12 protein-coding genes are annotated in these 21,463 nt (G+C 61.1%); 7 read left to right on the top strand and 5 right to left on the bottom strand.

The window, feature by feature from the left end; genetic code table 11:
• The first annotated feature begins 11 nt into the window (after window positions 1-11).
• The 5 genes from ACLIRY_RS17440 (at window position 12) to ACLIRY_RS17460 (ending at window position 9,274) form a co-directional block, all read left to right on the top strand.
• Window positions 12-1,409, top strand: coding sequence for a PLP-dependent aminotransferase family protein (locus tag ACLIRY_RS17440; protein WP_413206689.1), 1,398 nt, complete (start codon window positions 12-14; stop codon window positions 1,407-1,409).
• 263 nt (window positions 1,410-1,672) lie between these two features.
• Window positions 1,673-4,267 (top strand): ATP-dependent chaperone ClpB, encoded by a 2,595-nt coding sequence (gene clpB / locus ACLIRY_RS17445; RefSeq protein WP_413206690.1) that lies wholly within the window; start codon window positions 1,673-1,675, stop codon window positions 4,265-4,267.
• Complete coding sequence (locus tag ACLIRY_RS17450; RefSeq protein ID WP_413206691.1) at window positions 4,264-5,298, top strand: DUF6635 family protein; 1,035 nt, start codon at window positions 4,264-4,266, stop codon at window positions 5,296-5,298. Before clpB ends, ACLIRY_RS17450 begins: the two co-directional genes overlap by 4 nt.
• A gap of 550 nt (window positions 5,299-5,848) precedes the next feature.
• A complete protein-coding gene (locus ACLIRY_RS17455; protein WP_413206692.1) occupies window positions 5,849-7,171 on the top strand; it encodes a cyclic nucleotide-binding domain-containing protein in 1,323 nt (440 codons plus the stop codon).
• Between the two features lie 78 nt (window positions 7,172-7,249).
• The gene (locus ACLIRY_RS17460; protein ID WP_413206693.1) at window positions 7,250-9,274 is read left to right on the top strand and encodes a SpoIIE family protein phosphatase; all 2,025 of its coding nucleotides are present in this window, start codon (window positions 7,250-7,252) and stop codon (window positions 9,272-9,274) included.
• Window positions 9,275-9,515: 241 nt separating this feature from the next.
• Here ACLIRY_RS17460 and ACLIRY_RS17465 read toward each other — a convergent pair whose 3' ends face one another.
• Window positions 9,516-10,073 carry a hypothetical protein gene (locus tag ACLIRY_RS17465; RefSeq protein WP_413206694.1) on the bottom strand — a complete coding sequence of 186 codons (558 nt, stop codon included), beginning with the start codon at window positions 10,071-10,073 and terminating at the stop codon, window positions 9,516-9,518.
• 325 nt (window positions 10,074-10,398) lie between these two features.
• Here ACLIRY_RS17465 and ACLIRY_RS17470 point away from each other — a divergent pair, with 325 nt between their 5' ends.
• Window positions 10,399-12,189, top strand: a complete 1,791-nt coding sequence (locus ACLIRY_RS17470) for a chloride channel protein (RefSeq protein WP_413206695.1) — start codon at window positions 10,399-10,401, stop codon at window positions 12,187-12,189.
• A gap of 39 nt (window positions 12,190-12,228) precedes the next feature.
• Here the strand turns inward: ACLIRY_RS17470 and ACLIRY_RS17475 are convergent, their stop codons facing one another.
• From ACLIRY_RS17475 to ACLIRY_RS17485, 3 genes are all read right to left on the bottom strand, one after another.
• Window positions 12,229-13,317, bottom strand: coding sequence for an ABC transporter ATP-binding protein (locus ACLIRY_RS17475; RefSeq protein ID WP_413206696.1), 1,089 nt, complete (start codon window positions 13,315-13,317; stop codon window positions 12,229-12,231).
• Between the two features lie 30 nt (window positions 13,318-13,347).
• Complete coding sequence (locus tag ACLIRY_RS17480) at window positions 13,348-15,096, bottom strand: ABC transporter permease (protein ID WP_413206697.1); 1,749 nt, start codon at window positions 15,094-15,096, stop codon at window positions 13,348-13,350.
• 138 nt (window positions 15,097-15,234) lie between these two features.
• Entirely contained in the window at window positions 15,235-16,266 is a 1,032-nt protein-coding gene (locus tag ACLIRY_RS17485; protein WP_413206698.1) for a Fe(3+) ABC transporter substrate-binding protein, read from the bottom strand.
• Window positions 16,267-16,730: 464 nt separating this feature from the next.
• On the opposite strand from ACLIRY_RS17485, the gene ACLIRY_RS17490 reads away from it, so the two are divergent.
• Window positions 16,731-18,605: a monovalent cation:proton antiporter-2 (CPA2) family protein gene (locus tag ACLIRY_RS17490; protein WP_413206699.1), complete on the top strand. Its 1,875-nt coding sequence runs from the start codon at window positions 16,731-16,733 to the stop codon at window positions 18,603-18,605.
• Between the two features lie 362 nt (window positions 18,606-18,967).
• Here ACLIRY_RS17490 and ACLIRY_RS17495 read toward each other — a convergent pair whose 3' ends face one another.
• Entirely contained in the window at window positions 18,968-20,875 is a 1,908-nt protein-coding gene (locus ACLIRY_RS17495) for a peptidoglycan DD-metalloendopeptidase family protein (protein WP_413206700.1), read from the bottom strand.
• Window positions 20,876-21,463 lie beyond the last annotated feature (588 nt).

The following is a 21,463-nucleotide window of genomic DNA, read 5'->3' on the forward strand; positions in this document are numbered from 1 at the left end:
ACATTGCACTGATGGCAATATGGACCCCAAGCTTGACGGGACGGCGCGGTCCCAAGTATCGGCAAATTCTGGACGCTTTGACCGAGGAGATCGAGGCGGGCACCCTGGTGCCGGGCATGCGCCTGCCCCCCCATCGGGATTTGGCCTACGCTTTGGGGGTTTCGGCCAATACCACCAGTCGGGCCTATGCCGAGGGGGTGGCCCGGGCGCTTCTGCGCGGGGAGGTGGGCCGGGGAACCTATGTGCGGGAACTGCCCGGTCCGGCGCCCCACGAGGGCCCCATGGATTTATGCCGCCCTCCGGCGGAGGGGCCGATTGATCTCTCCCGCAATTTGCCTGCGCCTGGGGACGGCGCGATGTATCTGGCCCAAACCTTGGCCGAGTTGAGTCGGGGCGCGGACCTGCGGGGTCTTCTGGATTACCAGACGGAGGCGGGCCAACCGGGGCAGGTGGTTGCTCTGGTCCGCTGGTTGGAAGGGCTGGGGGTTCCATCCCTGAGGGACGAGGTGGTGATCACCATCGGCGCCCAGCACGGGATCCTTGCAACCCTGATGGCGGTGACCCAACCCGGGGACCTGTTGGCGACGGAGGCTCTGACCTATGCCCCCCTGCGGGCGATGGCTCGGCGGTTGGGGCTGCGGACCAGGGCGGTCGCGATGGATGGGAAAGGGCTGAGTCCGCAGGCCCTGGATGCGCTTTGCCGGGAGGCATCGGTGCGCGCCCTTTACCTGACGCCGACCTTTCAAACCCCCACGGGGGTGACACTGGAGGCGGATCGGCGGGCGGAGCTGGTAGCCATCGCTCGACGCCACGACCTGTTGGTGATCGAGGATGATGTCTTCGGTTCCCTCGCTCCGGTCCGCCCGCCCGCATTGGCCACCCTGGCTCCGGAGCGGACGATTTATCTGACGAGCCTGTCCAAATGCCTGGGGCCGGGGTTGCGGGTGGGCATGGCCAAGGCTCCCAAGGCCTTGGCCGAGTGCATCCGGGGGTCGGTGACCCTGTCCTGCTGGATGCCGCCGCCGCTGATGGCTGAGGTCGCCGCCTGCTGGATCCGCGAGGGCAGCGCGACGCGGATGGCCGAGGCACGGCAGGTCGGCACGGCTCGCCGCCGGACCCTCGCCCGGGAGGTGCTGGGGGGCCTCGATGCCGGGGTGGGCGATTATGCGCCCCATGTCTGGCTGGTGGCGCCGGAAGGGTGGACAGCGGATTCTCTGAGAGCCGAGGCGGCGCGGCGCGGTGTCTGGATTACGGAGGGGGCGGCTTTTGCAACAGATCCGGCGACCTGTCCGGAAGCCGTCCGGATCTGTCTGGGGCATGAGGCCGATGAGGGCCGTTTGCGGCGGGGATTGGCCTGTCTTCGGGATATCTTGAGCGGGCCGAGGGGGGGATCTTCTCTCATTCTATAGGCCTAAAAATCCCGTTGCGCGGCGCCTGGACCAAGCCCATATGAAGAAAAGACCGTAAGCCTGGAAGGGCCAACGGAGGTCGCTCATCGGGAGGGCCTCCTGTTCGGGTGGGTCACGGACCGGGAGAACCGGTGCCTAGATCAAATGGTTAGAGCATCGCGTGGACCGGAAAACCGGTTCCCACTTTTCCGCTTGATGTTCTAGCATTGATGTCCGTGAACCGCTCCAACCGCCCTGTCCACAGAAAGGGTGAGGATTAGGACATGGATTTTGAAAAACTGACGGACCGCTCCAAGGGGTTCCTTCAGGCCGCGCAGACCATTGCCCTGCGCGAAACGCACCAGCAGGTGACGCCTGAACATCTGCTGAAAGCTTTGCTCGACGACAAGGAAGGGCTGGCCGCCAATCTTATTCAATCGGCGGGGGGCGATGCCGTCCGCGCGTTGGATGCCGTGACTGCGGAGATCGATAAGCTCCCCAAGGTCCAGGGTGCCAGCCAGATGTACGTGTCCCAGCAGCTCGCCCGGGTGATTGATCAATCCATTGCCATGGCCGAAAAGGCCGGGGACAGTTTCGTCACCGCCGAACGTCTGTTGGTGGCTCTTGCCCTGTCTGACGGGCCGAGCAAGCGCATCCTGGCCGACGCCGGAGTGACGCCCCAGGCGCTCAACCGCGCCGTGGAAGCCTTGCGCCAGGGCCGCACCGCCGATAGCGCCGGGGCCGAGGGGCAATATGATGCGCTCAAGAAATACGCCCGCGACCTGACAGCCGTGGCTCGGGAGGGCAAGCTTGATCCGGTGATTGGCCGGGACGAGGAGATCCGCCGCACGGTCCAGGTCCTCAGCCGCCGGACCAAGAACAATCCGGTGCTGATCGGCGAGCCCGGCGTGGGCAAGACCGCCATTATCGAGGGCTTGGCCCTGCGCATCGTCAACGGTGATGTGCCCGAGGGGTTGAAGGACAAACGGCTGATGGCCCTCGACCTGGGCGCCATGGTCGCGGGCGCCAAGTTCCGTGGCGAATTCGAGGAGCGGCTGAAGGCCGTTCTGACGGAAGTCTCTGCGGCTGCGGGCGAGATCATCCTGTTCATCGACGAAATGCACACTCTGGTGGGTGCGGGCGCGGCAGAGGGCGCCATGGATGCGTCCAACCTGCTGAAACCGGCCCTGGCCCGAGGCGAGCTGCATTGCGTCGGTGCAACCACGCTTAACGAATACCGCAAGCATGTGGAGAAGGATGCGGCCCTGGCCCGACGGTTCCAGTCGGTCTTCGTCTCTGAACCCACGGTGGCCGATACGATCTCCATTCTGCGGGGCATCAAGGAGAAATACGAGCTGCACCACGGCGTGCGCATCGCCGACACCGCTCTGGTGGCGGCGGCGACCCTGTCCAACCGCTATATCACCGACCGATTCCTGCCCGACAAGGCCATTGATCTGATGGACGAGGCGGCGTCGCGCCTGCGCATGCAGGTCGACAGCAAGCCGGAGGAACTGGATGAACTGGACCGCCGGGTGATCCAGCTCAAGATTGAGCAGGGGGCTTTGCGTAAAGAATTCGATGCCGCCTCCAAGGCCCGTTTGGGCGAGCTGGAAAAGGAGTTGGCCGATCTGGAGGTCAAGGCCGGTGCCCTGTCCGAGGAATGGCGGCGGGAGAAGGAAGGGCTCGCCGGAGCGACCAAGATCAAGGAACAGCTTGATCAGGCCCGGAACGAACTGGATATGGCCAAGCGTCAGAGCAATTGGGCTCAGGCGGGGGAGTTGGAATATGGTGTCATCCCCGATCTGGTGAAGGCCCTGGAGCAGGCGGAGAACGCCGAGAGCCAAGGGCGTCTTGTCAACGAAGTGGTGGACGACGCGGCCATTGCCTCCGTCGTTTCCCGTTGGACCGGCATCCCCATGGATAAGATGCTTACCGGCGAAAAGGACAAGTTGCTAAGGATGGAGGAGGCTCTGGCCAAGCGGGTTGTTGGCCAGAAGGAGGCCTTGGTTGCCGTATCCAACGCCGTGCGCCGGGCGCGTGCGGGGTTGGGTGATCCCAACCGCCCCATGGGCTCCTTCCTCTTCCTCGGTCCCACGGGGGTGGGCAAGACGGAGTTGACCAAGGCGCTGGCGAGCTTCCTGTTCGACGATGAACAGGCCCTGTTGCGCATCGATATGTCCGAGTACATGGAGAAGCATGCGGTCTCCCGCCTGATCGGTGCTCCTCCGGGTTACGTGGGCTATGACGAAGGCGGTTCCCTGACCGAAGCCGTGCGCCGTCGACCCTATCAGGTGGTTCTGTTTGACGAGGTGGAGAAGGCCCATCCCGATGTGTTCAATGTCCTTCTGCAGGTGCTCGACGACGGGCGGTTGACGGACGGTCAGGGACGGACGGTGGACTTCCGCAATACCTTGATCGTGCTGACCTCCAACCTGGGGGCGGATATCCTTGCCGGGCAGGCGGAGGGAGAGGATTCTGGCGCGGTGCGCGGCGAGGTCATGGAATATGTCCGCGCCGCCTTCCGGCCCGAGTTCCTTAATCGTTTGGACGAGGTGCTGTTGTTCCATCGCCTGTTCCGCGAGAACATGGCCGGGATCGTCGACATCCAGATTGCCCGTCTGGTGGACCGCCTGAAGGACCGAAAGGTGGGGTTGGAACTGGACGCGGGCGCCCGGGAGTGGCTGGCGCAGCGTGGTTACGACCCGGTCTATGGCGCGCGTCCCCTGAAGCGAGTCGTCCAGCGGGCCTTGGAAAATCCCCTGGCCGTGATGGTGCTGGAGGGCAAGATCGTGGATGGCGACACCGTTCGGGTGTCCTCGGGCGAAGGGGGGTTGGTGGTCAACGGCCAGGCCCTCTCCTTTGACGAGGCCGCATGACCGAGACCATCGAATATGAGGGGCTGGCGCCATTGCCAGCCCTTCTCTCCAACGACGCTGTGGCTGCGGCGGTGGATGCGGCGGCAGTCCGGTATCTGGAGGCGCGGCGGGCGCGGATCCATGCGTTCACCGAACGGACCTATTCCTTTGGAGCGTCCCTGAAGCTACACCGCAAAGCCTTTGGCTGGGACATCGCCCGGGCACCGGCCAATATGGCGCTGGCCCTGCCCCAGGTTCTGGTCAGTGGGACCGGTTGGGGCCTGGGCAAGTTAGGGCGCCGTTGGGCTCCGGCGGCCCGGGCCGGGGAGAAGCTGGAGCGCACAACCCTGATGCTCTCGACGGAGGTCGGGCGGGAACTGACCTTTCGGTTGTTCGATGAGTTTTTGGAAATGCCCATGGAGGATAGCAGGGGCCGCCGGGTGACGAAGGACGCCTTGGCCACGGAAATCCTGGCCGACCCCCGCATCCAGGCGCTAACCGAGGCCGTGGCCCGGGAGGTGGCGGCCCGTCGGGACGATCCCGTCTTCCGCGCCAAGCTGGAAAGCAATCTGGCGGCCTATGTGGGGGGGCGGACTGCGGCTGCGGAGCTGGTCAATGCCTTCGTCTGCGCTGGCACGGGGGTGGCGCTGGCTCAAAACCTGACGCCGGGCACCTGGGGGCTGTCTACCCTGTTGGCCGGTATGGTGGCCCAGCATTTCGCCGTAGCGGGCTTTCCCCTGGGTGCGACCCTGGGCTCGGTTTGGTACGGCATGTTTCCGGCGGCGGCGTCCAGCGCGGTGATGGGGGCGACCTTCGCTGCGGTGGCGGGCGCGGTTTCTGTGGTTGGGGCCTTCGCGGGTGTGGTGGCCGATCCGATTCAGAAGCGCTTGGGGATCCACCAGCGGCGCCTCGGCAAGCTGGTGGATAGTCTGGAGGGGGACCTTAGAGGCACCGAAGGCAAACCCCTGGTCCTACGAGACCATTATTTGGCGCGGGTTTTTGATCTCATGGACCTGCTGACCACGGCCCATCGCATGGCCACAGCGGGATAGGGGGACCCTCCCATAATAGGTGCCGTCACGCGTTGCGGCATTGTGTCTTCGGACAGAAAGGCGGCGATGGTGGTCTCGCCCAGGCCTTCCAGGCGAAAACCATTGTTCGCCAGAGTATTCCGAGATCAAATTGGGTCACGTTGCGGCCATAGTATACGACAGTGTCTCGTTTTTTTTGGGCGATTGCCCAAGCCCATTTTGGGGCCAATGCCCCCAACCTCTCCTCCCTTTTTTATGGCCTGGGATCTGGGGCCTTTCGGCCCCAGTGGGGGAGGGGCAAAGCCCCGTAATGGGGAAACACATCCTGTCCTGTATCGTACTTTGCGGCCCAACGCTGCCACGTTGGACATGAAGGATGTCATGGCGGTGGTGCGCTTGTCGTGGAAACATTTTGACTGAAATTTCTCGTTGATGGTGTGTATTTCTGTTTCATTCAATACCGCTTCCCCTGCTAGTCTACCCAACTGCGGACCAGAAAGTGTCAGCGTGTGGGGGATCGGATATGAGATCCAAAACGGAAGGTTTGAACGCACTTCTTAGGAACTTTCCCTTGTTCGAGAGCCTGTCGGACGAGGCGATTGAGGAAATTCTGTTAAAGGCAGATAGGGTCTCCTTCGCCCAAGGAGAGGTCATCGTTTGGACTGGCGAACCGAGCGAACACCTGTTTGTCGTTGTCAGCGGCATCGTGGCCATCACTGCAGAACGACCCTGGACACCCGAAGCAACGGCTTGGGCCTTCTTCAAACCGGGCGAATGCTTGGGCGAGGTTGGCGTGATCCAGGGCGTGACCCGGACCGCCACGGCTTCGGCGGTTATTGATGTGGAGACTCTGCGCATTGGCCGGAAGGATTTCCTGGAGCTGATGCACTGTCACGCGAACCTGGGCTTTAACATGTCCCGCATGATCGCCCAGCGACTTGCCCAGAACGCCGCCCGGTTCAAGGGCATGCAACGGCGCTCTCGGTTGGTGGCTGTGATTGGTGTGCGGCGGGGGGTGGGGGCATCGACCATCTCCCGGGCCTTGAAATATTTTCTCGGTGATTACAGCCAGAAAACCGTCGGCTATGCCCATTGTATCGCCGAGGAAGTGGATCCCCGAAAGTGGGATTTCCCCTCCGTCGTTCAGGAGGGCATCGAGGACGCCGATTTTGCTGATCTGCCTGCCGCTGTGCGGGTCACCGCTATGGTAGAACGGCTTTGCACCGCCTTCGACGTGGCTGTCGTGAGCTTGCATGCCTCCGCCGACCGCTCCCTTGTGACCCCGATCATCGAACGTGCCGACGAAGTGGTCTTGGTTACTGATGGCGATCTGCGCGCCGGGGATCTGCGGGAGGCCCGCTCTTGGGCGTCCCGCCTGGCCCAGTCCAGCCTAACCACCATGTGCACCATCCTCAACCAAGTCCATGAGGGAGACCTGCAACCGGATCTGCGCCAGTCCGAGGACATTGATTATATCCTGGAACACTTGCCTGGCCTAAAGCGGGGGCCGCCATCCGATCCGGTGCGGGCTGCATTCGGCTCCATGGGGAGCACAATCGGAGACCGGATGGGCAAGCCCCATGCCGTTGGCCTTTACATCCCCACCACCATCGACGTGGACCAGACCTTTGATGCTCAGGCCATCGTGGAGAAGACCTGTGACTTTCTTGGCCAGTGCTTCGGCGGCGCGACGGTCAGCAAAAGTCGCGGAGTCTGGCGTTCCGACGACAAGGGGCTGGTGGGGGAGGACATATTCGTGGTGCGCAGCCATTGCAACGAGGAAAAGCTAAATGCGCATGTTCCTTCGATAACGGCCTATATGAAGCAGCTCAAAGGGGAGTTGTCCCAAGAGGCCATGGCTATGGAAATAGACGGTCGGCTCATAATCCTATAACGTTTCAACTACACCGCGATATAACGGGTCCGAAACGGATCCAGGTGGTGCGGACCCAAAAGAAGCGAGGGGGGTGACATGGGTGGGGTGAATACGGCGACTGGGGACGAAACGGAGACGAAGTCGGTCTTTCGCCGCTACCGGTCTATCATGGCGCTGACTTACCTACTCTCTTTGGTCATTGCCGTCGGTCTGTCGGGTTGGCTTTATGTGATCAACCTCGACTCCCGCCTGGACCGGATCGCGATCGACGTGCGGGAGCACAAGGTTACCCTGGATCGAATCGTCGAATCTTCGGTGAACTTTGTCTCGGGTATGCGTCTGTTCTCCGAAAACTGGCTGCGTCACACCAGCGGTCGCTTAGCTGGGGACGCGCCCCTTTATCGGGCCCTGCGGGCGTCGGAAGCGAATGGTTTCCTGACCTTGGATCAGCTTCCTCCCGGTATCTCCCGGGACGAGGTGGGCAACCTGACTGCGCCCTGGCCGCTGGTGCGCAACGAGGATGCCTTCCAACAGGAAGTGGGCATGGCCCTGGCTTTGAACCCCATGTTTCGCATTATCAAAAATGCCATCCCCAATGCCGCTTGGGTCTACTACACCTCGGAATCCAAGTTCATCAACATCTTCCCCTACGTGGAGTCCAAGGATTTTCGGTTCACCGAGGACCTCTATACCCACGGGTTCTATAAACAGGGCCTGCCCAAGAATAACCCGGAACGGCGCCAATTTTGGTCCGAGGCCTATATGGACGAAGCGGGCAAGGGGCTGATGGTTTCCCTGGCCGCGCCGATCTACCGGGAAGACGACTTTCTGGGAACAGTGGCCCTGGATTTGACCCTGAGCGAGCTGAACAAGTATATCAGCGAACTGAACTATGGGTTAGGCGAAGGCTTCATCGTTAATGACTTAAGCCAGCTTCTCGCGCATCCGTCGGGCGATGGTGAAAGGGTAGGCGAGGTCCTGACCGGTGATCAGGGTTTGCCTTTCGAGCTGCGGGGGCGATATGAGGAGATCCTCGCGGCCGACTATACGGGGGGGTATCAGCTCTTCGACGGCTACTACGTGTTCCTGGCATCCATGGACAAGGCACCTTGGCGCTTGGGCTATGTGGTACCCAAGGGGGTGGTCAACGCCGAGATTCTCTGGTTGATCCTGCCCGAGGGGGTCTATCTGCTGCTGTCTCTGACGGCCATGTTGTTGGTGGCCAACTATTTGACTCGCAAGGATTTCATCGACCCCTCCCAGGCCCTGGTTCGGTTCATCGACCGGCGTTCCTCCGGGGGGCGGGTGGCCCTGCCTCAGGTGCCGGACGGCTGGCGCCCCTGGATCGAGAAGGTGGATTCCGCCTTCGATTCCCATGGCCAGATCATTGCCCTGCGCCAGGAACTGGAAACCGCCCATACCATCCAGCATTCGGCCCTGACCACAGATTTCCCCGATACGGGCCAAGTGATGATGCATGGCATGATGCGCGCAGCGAAGACCGTGGGCGGAGATTTCTATGACGTCATCCCCTTGGGGGGCGACCGCTATGGCATCGTTATGGCCGACGTCTCGGGCAAGGGCATCCCTGCGGCCCTGTTTATGATGGTATCCCGGACCATTCTGCGGACCATTGCTGTCTCTGGCGACCACCCCTCGGCCTGCTTGGCCCTTGTCAACGACCAACTCGCCACCAACAACGAGGGCTCCATGTTTGTCACCCTGTTCTACGGGGTCTACGACGCCTCCTCCGGACAGTTGATCTATGCGAACGGGGGGCATAATCCGCCGGTGGTTCTGCGGGCCGATGGCGGGACAGAGGCCCTACCCGGAACCGGGGGCATGGCGCTGGGCATCATGGAAGGTCTGCCCTTTGCGGAGAAAACCTGGGACCTGGAGGTCGGCGGAGGCCTGTTCCTCTACACCGATGGGGTAACCGAGGCGGTGGATCCAACCCTGGCCGAATATGGCTTTGATCGCCTGTTGGATCTGCTGAAGGGCCGAACGGACCGCTCCCCAACGGAGCTTTGCACCCTGGTGGTAGAGGACATCGACCGCTTTGCGGGGACCGAGCCGCAGGCCGACGACATCACCTGTTTGGCGCTATCGCGGAAGGCCTGAGAGCCCAACCCCATTTGGGGACGAATGCGCCCAAACCCCCATTTTTTATGGTTTGGGGTCTGAGGCCTTTCGGCCCTAGACCCGCCAAAGAGGGGAGGGACGGGGCAAGGCCGCGTGACGGGAAAGCACCGACTGTCGTGTACGGTGAACGCGGACATCCAGGGTTGATTTTGGTGTCGGTGCTCAAATGCACTGGGCTCAAACGCACTGGCGTCGGGGGATTTGCCTCCGTTGCCTGTTTTCAGCGGCACATGTAGCCGTAGCGGGTGCCTCCCAGAACGGGGTCGGTGACCTCGATGTGGTGCAGGTGGCTGCCGTAGCCGATGACCGCGATGGTCATGTCAGGCGCTCCGTTCCGGTGGGCGGTGACCTGGTCTCCGGCCATGGTATAGCGGACGGCTTCCTGGCTGGGAGAGGCGCCAAGAGTCTTGATCTGGCTGTCCTCAATCTCGAGAGCGTTGGAGCAGGAATCGGGGACGAATTCATCGTCCACCCGCATGGCTTCGTCGAACATTTCCCAACGGCCCACCAGAAAGGGCGGCGCTTGCGTCGTGGGGCGGGTGTAGTCGTGGGCTTTCAGATATTCTTCCAGATAGGTTCGGAACCCCTGGGCTTGCAGGATCTTATCGAGGTATAGCTCGATGTTGTTTTTCTTCAGGTCAGCGTAATAGGCCTCCATGGCGTGCTCCTCGTGATTCAGTAGCAGGACGTATCCCGCGAGAAGAACCAGCGTCGTCAGGGCCACGATTGCACGGCGCCGACTGCTGCGGAGCGCCAGGGGGAGGCGTAACGTCGTCATCACTATTCCGTCCAAAGGGGCGACAGGTCAGAGTCGCTCAATATGGTCTTTTGAAAGACCATGAAAAACCTGGGTGTTGGACCCGTGCGGTCCGTTGTCGATTCGGCATCCGCCAAATACTCACCGAACATGGACCAATGCGGCAGACGCAGAGGTGACATGTCGACTATGGCCAGACTTGGGCCAATCCGTGATTGGGCGTTGAAACAACACCGCCGTTATGTCAAACACGGGGGAGATTTGCAATTCCTCGATTTGCGATTTTTGGCGCATGGGTGGTGTTTGTTGTCCAGGGGAATTGGACGGCGAATGCCGTTTTGTATGAATGGTGGATATCGAAATGGGTTCTGGAACGGTCGTGGCCTCCCGGTCACGGGTTCGAATGGGTTTGCTGGCTCTGTGCTCTTTGGCCCTCGTGGTGGGTGTGGTCACGGGTATTGGCGCTGCGGCATTGAGAGTGCTGATTTCCCTGGTGCACAACCTGTTGTTCCTGGGGGAGTTCGGCTGGACCTATGAAGCCAACGATCCCACACCGGCCAGCGCTTGGGGGCCGTTCGTCATCCTCGCTCCCATCATTGGCGGGCTGGTTGTCGTTTTCCTGGTGCGCCGCTTCGCGCCCGAGGCCAAGGGCCATGGCGTGCCGGAGGTGATGGCCGCCATCTTCTATAACAACGGCATGATCCGCCCCATTGTGGTGATCGTGAAGTCCCTGGCTTCGGCCCTGTCCATCGGCAGTGGGGCGTCCGTCGGGCGCGAAGGCCCCATCATCCAAATCGGCAGTGGTATCGGCTCCACCCTGGGGCAGGTCTTCAAGCTACCCAAATGGCAGACCATCACCCTGGTTGCCGCCGGGGCGGGGGCGGGCATCGCGGCGACTTTCAATACGCCTCTGGGCGCGGTGATGTTCGCCATTGAGCTGATGATGCCCGAAGTGAGTGCCCGGACGTTCCTGCCCGTGGTCATCGCCACTGGCGCGGCCACCTACGTGGGGCGGATCTTCTTCGGTATTGCACCGGCCTTCACCGTTCCCACGGGTGTGCTGCCCGATCTTCTGTTCCCCAGTGCCGCCCAGTTCCTGCCAGTCTATGTGATCTTCGGCATGATTTGTGGTGTCGCTTCGGCGGTCTTTGTGCGGTTCCTTCACTGGGTGGAGGATCTATTCGATGACATGCCGTTGAACCCCTATGTGAAGAACGTCATCGGCATGACCCTCATCGGCGTGATGATGTATGTCTTCTTCCTGATTTATGGGCGTTACTTCACCGATGGCGTGGGTTACGCCACCATTCAGGGTATTCTGAATGGGGATCTGCAATTCGCCTATCTGATGGCCATCCTGTTCCTGGCCAAGATGATTGCCACCTCGGTCAGCTTGGCCGCCGGGGCCTCGGGTGGCGTGTTCTCCCCCTCCCTGTTCCTGGGGGCGACTCTGGGCGGCTGTTTTGGCGCGGTGCTGTCCACGCTTTGGCCGCATCTGGGGTTCGGTCCCATCCAGTTTGCCATCATTGGCATGGCGGGTATTGTTGGTGGTGGGACGGGGGCGGCGCTGACGGCCATCCTGATGATCTTCGAGATGACGGGCGATTATACGACCATCGTGCCGGTGATCATCGCAGTCGCTGCGTCCATCGGCACCCGGCGCATGATCATGGAAGACAATATCTACACCATGAAGCTGGTGCGTCGGGGCCAACATATCCCCAAGGACCGTCATTCCCACATGTTCACCATCCGCAAGGCACGGGATATCATGGCTCCCGTCGCGGGAGTCGTCGCTCTGGAGACCTTGCCCGAGTCGGTGCGGCAGGCGGGGAACGGGTCCGTTCGGATGGTCGCGGAAAAATACGCTGCGGTGAAAGATGGAAAAGGGCGTTTCGTTGGCGTTATCGCGAGCGACGCACAGGGGGCTCCCTTGTCCGGGGCTGGCCTGGAGCGCTCCTTTACCGTGATCCGCGAGGGGGACTTCCTGCAGGTGGTCATGACTCGGATGGCGCGTCGCGATGCCCGCGCCGCAGTGGTCATGAACGAAAAGGGCACCTTGCGGATCCATCGGGTGTCAGGCGTGATCCACCGAGACAGCCTGGCTGACGCGATTCTGGTCGATTATAAAGACTGATCATGGTGGGTCTGGGAGGCCCTGCCTCCCAGCCTGCGATCAGCAGGTTGTGTCGTGGGTGAAGACAAAGACCTCGTCCGGGATCAGTGCCAAGCCGACGATATCCCCCGGGCTCATCGGCGGCAAATCGTGGATATGGGCGTGTAGGGGGGTGCAGGCCACGTCCGTCTCCACCGCCAGGGTGATGTCGTGGATCCGCCCCAGATGGCGGATATCCAGGACCCTGGCCCGGGGTTGGCTGGCACTGGGGGTGGGGGAGAGCACAAACCCTTCTGGCCGGACCATGGCCAGACAGGCGGTACCCTCGGCCAGACCTGGGGCGGGCAGGGGGCCGACGGGGGTATCGGCCAGACCACCCCGAACCACGGATGGCAGTTCGTTGATCTCTCCGAAGAATCGGGCGGTGAAGGGGCAGGTGGGCTGGTGATACAGCTCCGCGGGCGGGCCCTGCTGGATGACCCGGCCCCCGTCCATCAGCGCGATTTGATCGGCCATATACATGGCTTCTTCCGGATCATGGGTGACCATGACCGCAGCGACCTTGTTCTTACGCAGCACCTGGAAGGTTTCCGCCCGAATCTGCTGGCGTAGACGCGCATCCAAACCGGAGAAGGGCTCGTCCAGCAACATCAACCGAGGTTCCGGTGCGAGCGCCCGGGCCAAGGCCACCCGCTGCTGTTGGCCCCCGGACAGGGTGTGGGGATAGGCTCGACGGTAGTCGGCCATGCCCACCATCTCCAGGGTCCGGGTGATCTGCTCTTGCCGCTTTTCCTTGGTCAGATGGGTGAGGCCAAAGGCCACGTTTTCGGCCACGGTCAGATGGGGAAACAGGGCGAAGTCCTGGAACAGGAAGCCAATGCGCCGCTGCTCGGGGGGGACGGCCCTGGGGCCATCGGCGACGATTTCCCCATCCATCAGCACCTGTCCGGACCAGGGGTGTTCCAGACCGGCGGCGATGCGCAGGGTCGTGGTCTTGCCGCAGCCCGAGGGACCGAGGAGACAGAGCAGATGTCCGGGCATCAAGGATAGGGAGACCCCTTTGACCACTTGGCGCTCGCCATAACCATGGGTGACCTCCCGGAGCTCCAGGCTGGGGATCGACAGGGATTTACGCTGGTGGGTGGTCACGGTCAGGATCTCCTTAATCCCTGGGAGTGCTTACCCCTGGGGTCTGTCGTCGGTCTGGTGGGACCAATCCCGGGATTGGGCGATGGAACGGCTGAGAAGGATCACGGGAAGCAGTCCGGCGGTAACAATGGCCAATGCCCCCAGGCCCGCTCGTTCGATCTGCTCGCTGGAGGCGAACTGAAAGACATGGGTTGCCAGGGTGTCGAAATTGAAGGGGCGTAGCAACAGGGTTGCGGGAAGTTCCTTCATGCAATCGACGAAGACCAGCAGGATTGCCGTGAGCAGGCTGCCTTTGATGATCGGTAAGTGGACCCGAAGCAGGACCTTGCCTGGCCCACAGCCAAGGGTTCGGGCCGCCATGTCGACGGTGGGACGCACCCGGCCCAGGCCGGCTTCCACCGTACCGTAGCTCAGGGCCAGGAATCGGACCACATAGGCAAACACCAGGGCGAAGAGCGTCCCGCTGAGCAGCAGGCCCGTGGAAACACCGAAGGCGTCCCGCATGAAACCGTCCAGGGCGTTGTCGAAGGCGCCAAAGGGGGCGAGGATACCGATCGCGAGGACCGTGCCGGGGACGGCGTAACCGAGACTGGCCAAGCGGGTGAACCATTTCAGGGCTTGGCCTTTCCCCAGGCGGAGGGCATAGGCCATGAACAGACCAATGGATAAAGCCACCACCGCCGCAGTCAGGGACAGGCTCAGGCTGTTGGTGGCATAGCGGGCGAAGTCGGGGGTCCAGCTTTCGGAAAAGCGCAGGACGGCATTGCGTGCCAGGACGCTGGCGGGAACCACGAAGCCGAGGAGCACCGGCAGGGCGCAGGCCAGCGAGGCCAAAGCGGCATGTGGGCCGGTCAGGCGCTTGCCCTGCACCGGGCGCATGCGGGTGCCTGTGTTCTGGTAGGCTTTCTTGGCCCGGGCCCAGCGCTCCAGGGCGATCAACACCATGATAAAGACAAGCAGCACGCAAGCCACCTGGGCGCCTCCGGCCCGATTTCCCATGATCAGCCAAACATTGTAGAGGCCGTTGGTCAGGGTCTGGACGCCGAACAGCTTGACCGTTCCATAGTCGTTCAGGGTTTCCATGAGAACCAGGGCGAGACCCACGGCCAGGGAGGGGCGGGCCATGGGCAGGGCGACTCGGCGGAACCCCTGCCAAGGGGTGCAGCCCAGGGTTCGGCTGACCTCCAGCGTGCATTGGGACTGCTCCAGGAAGGCGGAGCGGGCCAGCAGATAGACATAGGGGTAAAGGACCAGGGTCATCATGGTGATGGCCCCACCGAGACTGCGGATTTGGGGGAACCAGTACTCTCGGGGCGATGTCCAGCCGAAGAGAGCCCGCAGAACACCCTGGACCGGTCCGGCATAGTCCAGCAACTCGGTATAGGTGAAGCCGATGATGAAGGCGGGGACGGCCAGGGGCACCAAAAGCGCCCATTCGAACAGGCCGCGCCCGGGAAACCGGTACATGGTGACCAGCCAGGCGGTTCCCGTGCCGATCAGGAAGGTGCCCAGGCCCACGCCACCCATGAGGGACAGGGTGTTTGCCACATAGGTGGGTAGAACCGTTTTCGCGAGGTGGGGCCAAATGGTTGGGTCGCCGGGCAGGAAGGCCATGACCACAACGGCGATCACGGGAATGGCGACAATCGTCGCGGCCACGGCGGCGCCCAAGGTCCAGAGAGAGGGTAGCCAAGTCCGGGAGACGCGCAGGCCATCAGCGAGGGGGGATTCCAGAGGGGGAGCTCCCCCCGGCCCGATGGCTCCGGCTTCCGTCGTCATGGCTTGCTACCCCTTGGCACACAGTCGTTTAGTACAAACACAAGGACGCGCGACGTGTTCGGGGCCCTGGTCCGAACACGTCGCGCTCTTCGAGGCTCCCCGGGGGGACTTGGGGAGTCTCGACATTGAGTAAAGGCGCTACGGCCCTTCGTTGAAGCCTGTCTCATTGACGAGGCGCAGGGCTTCGTCGGCATGGGAGGCGATGGTTGCCAAGGGAATGGGGTCACCTGTGAACTCCCCCCAGGAGGCCACCAAGGGACTCAACGGGACTCCAGGCTTCACCGGATATTCATGGTTCACCGTAGCATACAGTTCCTGGGCTTCCTCGCCGGACAGGAATTCCATGAGCTTCAGTGCATTGTCCTTGTTGGGGGCGCTTTTGGTCATGGCCATGCCGCTGATGTTCACATGGGTGCCATGGCCATCCAGGTCCGGGAAGACCATATAGGCGCTTTCCGCCCAGGCCCGTTGCTCCGGATCGTCCAACATGGCGCCCATGTAATAGGTGTTCGCCAGGGCCAGGTCACAGACGCCTTCCATGATTTCCTTCACCTGATTGCGGTCGGCACCGGTGGGTTTTTCCCCCAGGTTCGCCTTCACCCCTTCCAACCAAGTGCGGGAGGCATCAATGCCCACATGTTCGATCATCGCGCCCAGAAGGCCAATGTTATAGCTGTGGTCGCCCGGGCGGGAGCAGACCTTGCCCTTCCACTTCGGATCGGTCAGGTCGTTATAGGAGGTGATGGTCCCCTTGGGCACCCGCTCCTTGGAGGCATAGATGGCCCGAGCCCGGGTGGTCAGGCCGAACCACAGACCCTTGGGGTCGCGGAAATTCGGTGGAATATTCTCGTCAAGAACGGCGGAGGACACGGGTTGGACGACATCGGCCTTGGCCAGCTCCGTCAGGCGGGCGATGTCCACGGTCAGGACGAGATCGGCGGGGCTGTTCATTCCCTCAGCCTTCAGGCGCTCCACCAACCCTTGATTGGTGAAGACCACATTGGTTCGGATCCCCGTTTCCGCAGTGAAGGCGTCCAGCATGGGTTGGATAAGAAAAGGCTGCCGGAAGGAGTAAATGTTGACCTCCTCTGCCGCCAATGCCGTGGCGCCTCCCACGAAGGACGATACAGCGAGGGCTGCCCCCGCCAGAAAGGTCCGAGTGATGTGCATCCGAAGAGTTCCCCTATCTGTCCGTGGCCGGTCAATCTCGTTGAGAATGAATATCATGCTCAATATCTAACGTGACACAAGCGCCGATGCAAGGGGGGAAATGGACCCCAAGTCCTATTGGCATCGGCCCTTTTTCAAGCGAATCAGTCTAAATTTGCGCATGCGTCTGAAAACTAGTCTCACTTCATAACCCTAATCTGAACATGGATATGGCGCAAGAGGTTCGTCGCCAGTGACGTGTCACAGGTGATCGTTCCGTGCTGGGGCTTGACGATGTTTAGGAGCAACCACTCTCTTCCCGTTTCAGCGGTCATTCTGGAGCTAGGTGGGGAAACCCCCTTGGAAGGAGTGACCGACCCCGGTTATTCTTGACTTATTAGAGGGGTTTTTCGAAGGGATGTGTTTTCGTCGGAATTGCCCTCGGGAACCGGGGAGACGAGAAGCCAAGGGGGGAGGGGGACGCAGTGTACGCCTTGAGTGAGGCCTTTCTGTTCATGGTGGCTGCACTGCTCACCGTGCCGGTGTTCAAGCGGCTCGGCCTGGGTTCTGTGCTCGGCTATTTGACGGCTGGTATCCTGATTGGTCCGGCCATTTCAGGGCTGGTGACGGATGTGGAGAACATCCTTCATTTTTCCGAATTGGGTGTCGTCCTGTTGCTGTTCATTATTGGCCTTGAGTTACAGCCCAAGCGGTTATGGGCCCTGCGCAAGCCGGTCTTTGGCATGGGCGGTGCTCAGGTGGTGGTGACCGGTACGGTTTTAGCTCTGGTGGGACTGTTTCTGGGATTGCGCTGGGATGCCGCGCTGGTGGCGGGTGTGGGCTTGGCCTTGTCCTCCACGGCGTTCTGCTTGCAGATTCTTGCCGAAAGGGGGCACCTGCGCACGGCCTATGGGCGAAATGCCTTTTCCATTCTCCTCTTCCAGGATCTGGCGGTGGTTCCTGTTCTGGCCCTTGTTCCCCTGCTGGCACCCGGAACAGCGGCTGCTGACGACCTGGGAGCGGCCCTGGTTGCCGTGGCCAAGGCGGTGGGGGTGATCGTCGCCGTGGTGGTTCTGGGCCACTATGTGGTGGGGCGGTTCCTGGGATTCGTGGCCAAGTCCGAAGTGCCGGAGATGTTCACCGCGGCGGCCCTGGCCTTGGTGATCGGCGTGGCTCTGTTGATGGAAGCGGTGGGGTTGTCGATGGCCCTGGGCGCTTTCCTCGCCGGGGTTTTGCTGGCCGATTCCCTGTACCGCCACGAACTCGAGGCCACCATAGAACCCTTCAAGGGGCTGCTGCTGGGGCTGTTCTTCCTTGCCGTGGGGATGAGTGTCGATTTGGGCTTGATCTTCAACCATCCCAGCATGGTTGCAGGGCTGATTTTGGGCTTGTTGGCGGTGAAAGGCACGATTCTGTTCCTGCTGGGGCGTATCTTTGGCGCTACGCCCCGGTCGGCCCTTTCGCTCGCAGCCCTGATGCCGCAGGGGGGCGAGTTCGGGTTTGTGATTTTTGGGGTGGCGACGGCCACGGGGATTCTGGCGAAAGATACCGCCGACTTGCTGCTGGTGGTCGTGGCTCTGTCCATGGCACTCACCCCTCTTTTGGTGCAGTTGAACGCCCTGGCGCAAAATCGAGCACCTCGGGTGGAGAAAGCCCCGACCTATGACTCCATCGAATCGGAGGAGGATCACCGCGTCATCATTGCCGGCTTTGGGCGTTTTGGTCAGATCATTGCCCGAACGCTGCGCATGGCGGGGATTCCCTTTACGGCCTTGGAAGCCGATTTTGAGCAGATCGGCTTTGTTCGCCGATTCGGCAGTACCGTCCATTATGGGGATCCCTCCCGTCCGGATCTGCTGCGCGCTGCGGGAATTGACAGGGCCGAAGTGTTCGTTCTGGCCGTGGATGACCCGGAAAAGGCCCTGGATATTGCCGCCTATGTCAGGGAGCATTATCCCAACGTCAGGGTGCTCGCCCGGGCGCGCAACCGCACCTATGCTTACAAACTCATGGAGCGGGGTGTTTATAAGGTGTTCCGGGAAACCTATGGCTCCAGCCTGGAAATGGCCCAGGAGGTTTTTTTAGATCTGGGTTATTCGGATTCGATGGCTACGCGGACGGTGAAGCTGTTCCGTGAGCATGACGAGGCCCTGATGGCCGAGCAGTTTGAGATCCGCCACGATGAAGAAGCTTTGATCGCCAGCGCCCGAGAAGCGGCAGAGGAACTCCGGGGCCTGTTCGAGCAAGATTCCGGTGGCGATCATGCGGCGCCTAACCTGCGTCTGCCACCGCTCCAGGTCCAGGGTGATGTGTGTGCCATGCCCGGCGATTCAGGGGCGAATCCGGAGAGGGCTGATTAGAGTGCCTTCGAGGCCAAGTTGGTCCAAGAAGCATAGTAAACGACCGTCCGTACTTTTCAGTCACGGAACTTTGCCCCGCTCCCCCCTCGTTGGCGAGACTGGGGGCGAAAGGCCCCAGTCTCCAGTTTGTTGCTTTTAAAAGAGAAATGGGGGTTTGGGGGCATCCCCCCCAAATGGGCTTGGGCAATCGCCCAAAAAAGACGAGACACTGTGGTGTACTACGGCCAAGACGTGGCCCAATTTGATCTCAGAGCACTCTAGATCATCGAGTGGATCATGTGATCTGAGGAGTTTTGTTCCAGGAAAAACGGCCCCCACTTGGCATAGGGGCCGTTTTTCTGTCAGTAGGCCAACGGTTCCACTCAATCGGCGCGGGCGACCTTGGTGACCGTAGGGGAATTCTGGAAGGCCACGTCGATCCGTTGACGCTCTGCCTTGAAGGAGGCCAACTCCGTCCCTTTGAGGGTTTTGCCGGAGGGGAAGCGGACATTCAAAGGATTCACTTGAGTGTTTTGCTTGAGCACTTCGTAATGCAAATGAGGCCCCGTGGACCGTCCGGTGGTGCCCACATAGCCGATAATTTGCCCCTGTTTGACCCGGCTACCTGCTTTTATGCCCTTGGCAAAGCCTTTCATGTGGGCATAGGCCGTTTTGAACTCGCTGTTATGGCGGATTCGCACATAGTTGCCGTAGGAGCTGAAGGGACCGGCTTTCTCGACAATCCCATCGCCTGCGGCATAGATCGGTGTCCCCCGCGGCGCCGCGAAGTCTACGCCCTTGTGCATCTTGGAATAGCCTAAAACCGGATGGAAACGTTTACCAAAGCCGGAGGATAAGCGGGCTCCATTGATGGGAGTGCGCAGCAGCGCCTTACGGACGCCTTCGCCCTTTTCGTTGTAATAGTCGACGTTCCCGTCTGCGTCCTCGAACCGATAGAGATTGTACTTGGTTCCTGACAGGGTCATAGACGCATAAAGAACATCTCCCGTGTGAGCGAGTCGTCCATCTTCGGTGTAGTACTCGTCATAGAAAATTTGGAAGCTGTCGTTCTTGCGGATATCCCGCTGAAAATCCACATCATAGGAGAAGATACGGATCAGCTCGGCCAAGGCGGACTGGGATGCTCCAACCTCCAGGCCTGCCTCGAACAGACTGGACTGGATGACGCCATCCTGGCGTAGAACTTGGCGGACGAGGGGCTCATCCTGGGCGGAGGCGTGGAAGGCTCCGTTCTCATCCTGATCCAGGGTGATGGTGGTGCCAACGGAGGGTTCGAAACGCAGCCCGACAAGGTCAACGCTGGTGGTGGTGCTTTCCGCGTCGCCTTCACCGAGGGGCTCTTCGTGCGGGCGGAGTTCCAGGGTCAACTCATGTCCTGGCCGGATGTTTCGCGGATCGAAAACAGTGCGCATGGCGTCGACGGCCGCATAGGCTTCGGACCGGGGAACGTCCTGTTCACCAAGCAGCTTCATCAGGGTGTCGCCAGAGGAGACCGTGATGGTCAGCGCGATGGTGTCTCCCGGCTCTCCCAGGTCTCCTGTGTCTGCGACCGTAGGCGGAAGAACTGCGTCTTCCTGGGGTTGTGGATCGCTCGACGGCCATTCCAGTCCATTCCGGTTGGCCATATCAGCCCAGCGATAGGCCTCGCTCAGACCGAAATCGGCGAGGGTGATTGTTTCATCCCCGGACTTCGGTGCGGATTCCTCAGGCGATTCGGTTTCCGTGGACTCCGCAGCAAGGAAGTCTTCAGGGGGAATGGCGTCCGTCTCTTGGGAGGAGTGATCGACTGCAGCACTGGCTTCAGCCTCCAAGATCGCCTCTCCGTCTCCTAAAGAAGCAACAGCATTTGTTGCGTCAGGCACTGACGCCGTATTGGACGATGGGTCATTGGTCGATGGGGCCGCTTTTGATGCGCCGTGGAGCTCCGGATAGATAGCTGTTGGTTCGATAGGGCTCTGTTCAGTGGTGGCCGTCGTTATGCCCATGTCCGGTGCCGGAACGTCCTCCGCAGTCTCAACCGTACTCCCGATAGGGGGACGATTCGCTGTCGCAGGGGGCGGGACCGATTGCCTCGTTGCCATCTGACCCTTTTCCGGCGAAACCAGCAGGGGGCTGCCTGTCCGTGCGAGGGGCTTTGAGGAGGGCGGAGCGGCAAGGTCCGCAGTGCCTGAGCCTGCGGAAAGCTGAAGGAGGAAGAGCAGCGCACCGCAGGCAGCGCCAGCGATGGTTCCGTATAGGGTATGGCGGACCGGCCTAGCGGTCGGCGTCATGGCGAAACTCCCAGGGTCTTCGCGTTTCGGTATCCAGGTCCTCTTCGATCCCGCCGAACAGCACCCTACTCCCTATTCTGTCTGAGAGCTGTTTCGCGCTGAAGGGTCGTGTCGGGAACGACTAGACGTCAGAATGGGCGAGTGAAGGAAGCCTGTCAAATGGTTCCAAGGCCCAATTCAGACACTTGGCGTAACTTTTTAACAGCCGACTTGCGCGAACTGCTGGAAGTGATTGTTTTATGGTGACTTAGCGAGATCTTCCATTGGAAGGGTCTGCCTTGGTCCGTCGCAGATTTTTGTGCCAACGGCCCCTGCAGCGCTTTCCTTCAGGAGAAGGTCAAAACGGCAAGCCTTGGCGCAACACACTGTGAGTCTCTACGTTCGCAGGCACTTCTTTTACCCATTGGGCCGTGAATTGGCAATCGCTTCGTCTCAGCTTCAACAAAACCGGGTCAACCGGCTCTTTTCCGATTGACGGGGTGGGTTTGGGTCTATAGAACCCGCTCTCCCGACGGAGCGGTTGCTTTGTTGGGGCCGGGTTTTCTCCCTGGCTGGTTTTGTTTAATTCCTTGAATTGGCATTATTTTC

This window comes from Rhodospirillum sp. A1_3_36, from assembly GCF_047263945.1.
In the GTDB taxonomy this organism is placed as follows: domain Bacteria; phylum Pseudomonadota; class Alphaproteobacteria; order Rhodospirillales; family Rhodospirillaceae; genus Rhodospirillum.

Bases quoted from the DNA above. Each gene is read 5' to 3' on its own strand.
- ACLIRY_RS17440 (WP_413206689.1), top strand. From the start codon at position 12: ATGGCAATATGGACCCCAAGCTTGACGGGACGGCGCGGTCCCAAGTAT.
- ACLIRY_RS17450 (WP_413206691.1), top strand. From the start codon at position 4,264: ATGACCGAGACCATCGAATATGAGGGGCTGGCGCCATTGCCAGCCCTT.
- ACLIRY_RS17485 (WP_413206698.1), bottom strand. From the start codon at position 16,266: ATGCACATCACTCGGACCTTTCTGGCGGGGGCAGCCCTCGCTGTATCG.
- ACLIRY_RS17460 (WP_413206693.1), top strand. From the start codon at position 7,250: ATGGGTGGGGTGAATACGGCGACTGGGGACGAAACGGAGACGAAGTCG.
- ACLIRY_RS17480 (WP_413206697.1), bottom strand. From the start codon at position 15,096: ATGACGACGGAAGCCGGAGCCATCGGGCCGGGGGGAGCTCCCCCTCTG.
- clpB (WP_413206690.1), top strand. From the start codon at position 1,673: ATGGATTTTGAAAAACTGACGGACCGCTCCAAGGGGTTCCTTCAGGCC.
- ACLIRY_RS17470 (WP_413206695.1), top strand. From the start codon at position 10,399: ATGGTGGATATCGAAATGGGTTCTGGAACGGTCGTGGCCTCCCGGTCA.
- ACLIRY_RS17495 (WP_413206700.1), bottom strand. From the start codon at position 20,875: ATGACGCCGACCGCTAGGCCGGTCCGCCATACCCTATACGGAACCATC.
- ACLIRY_RS17465 (WP_413206694.1), bottom strand. From the start codon at position 10,073: ATGACGACGTTACGCCTCCCCCTGGCGCTCCGCAGCAGTCGGCGCCGT.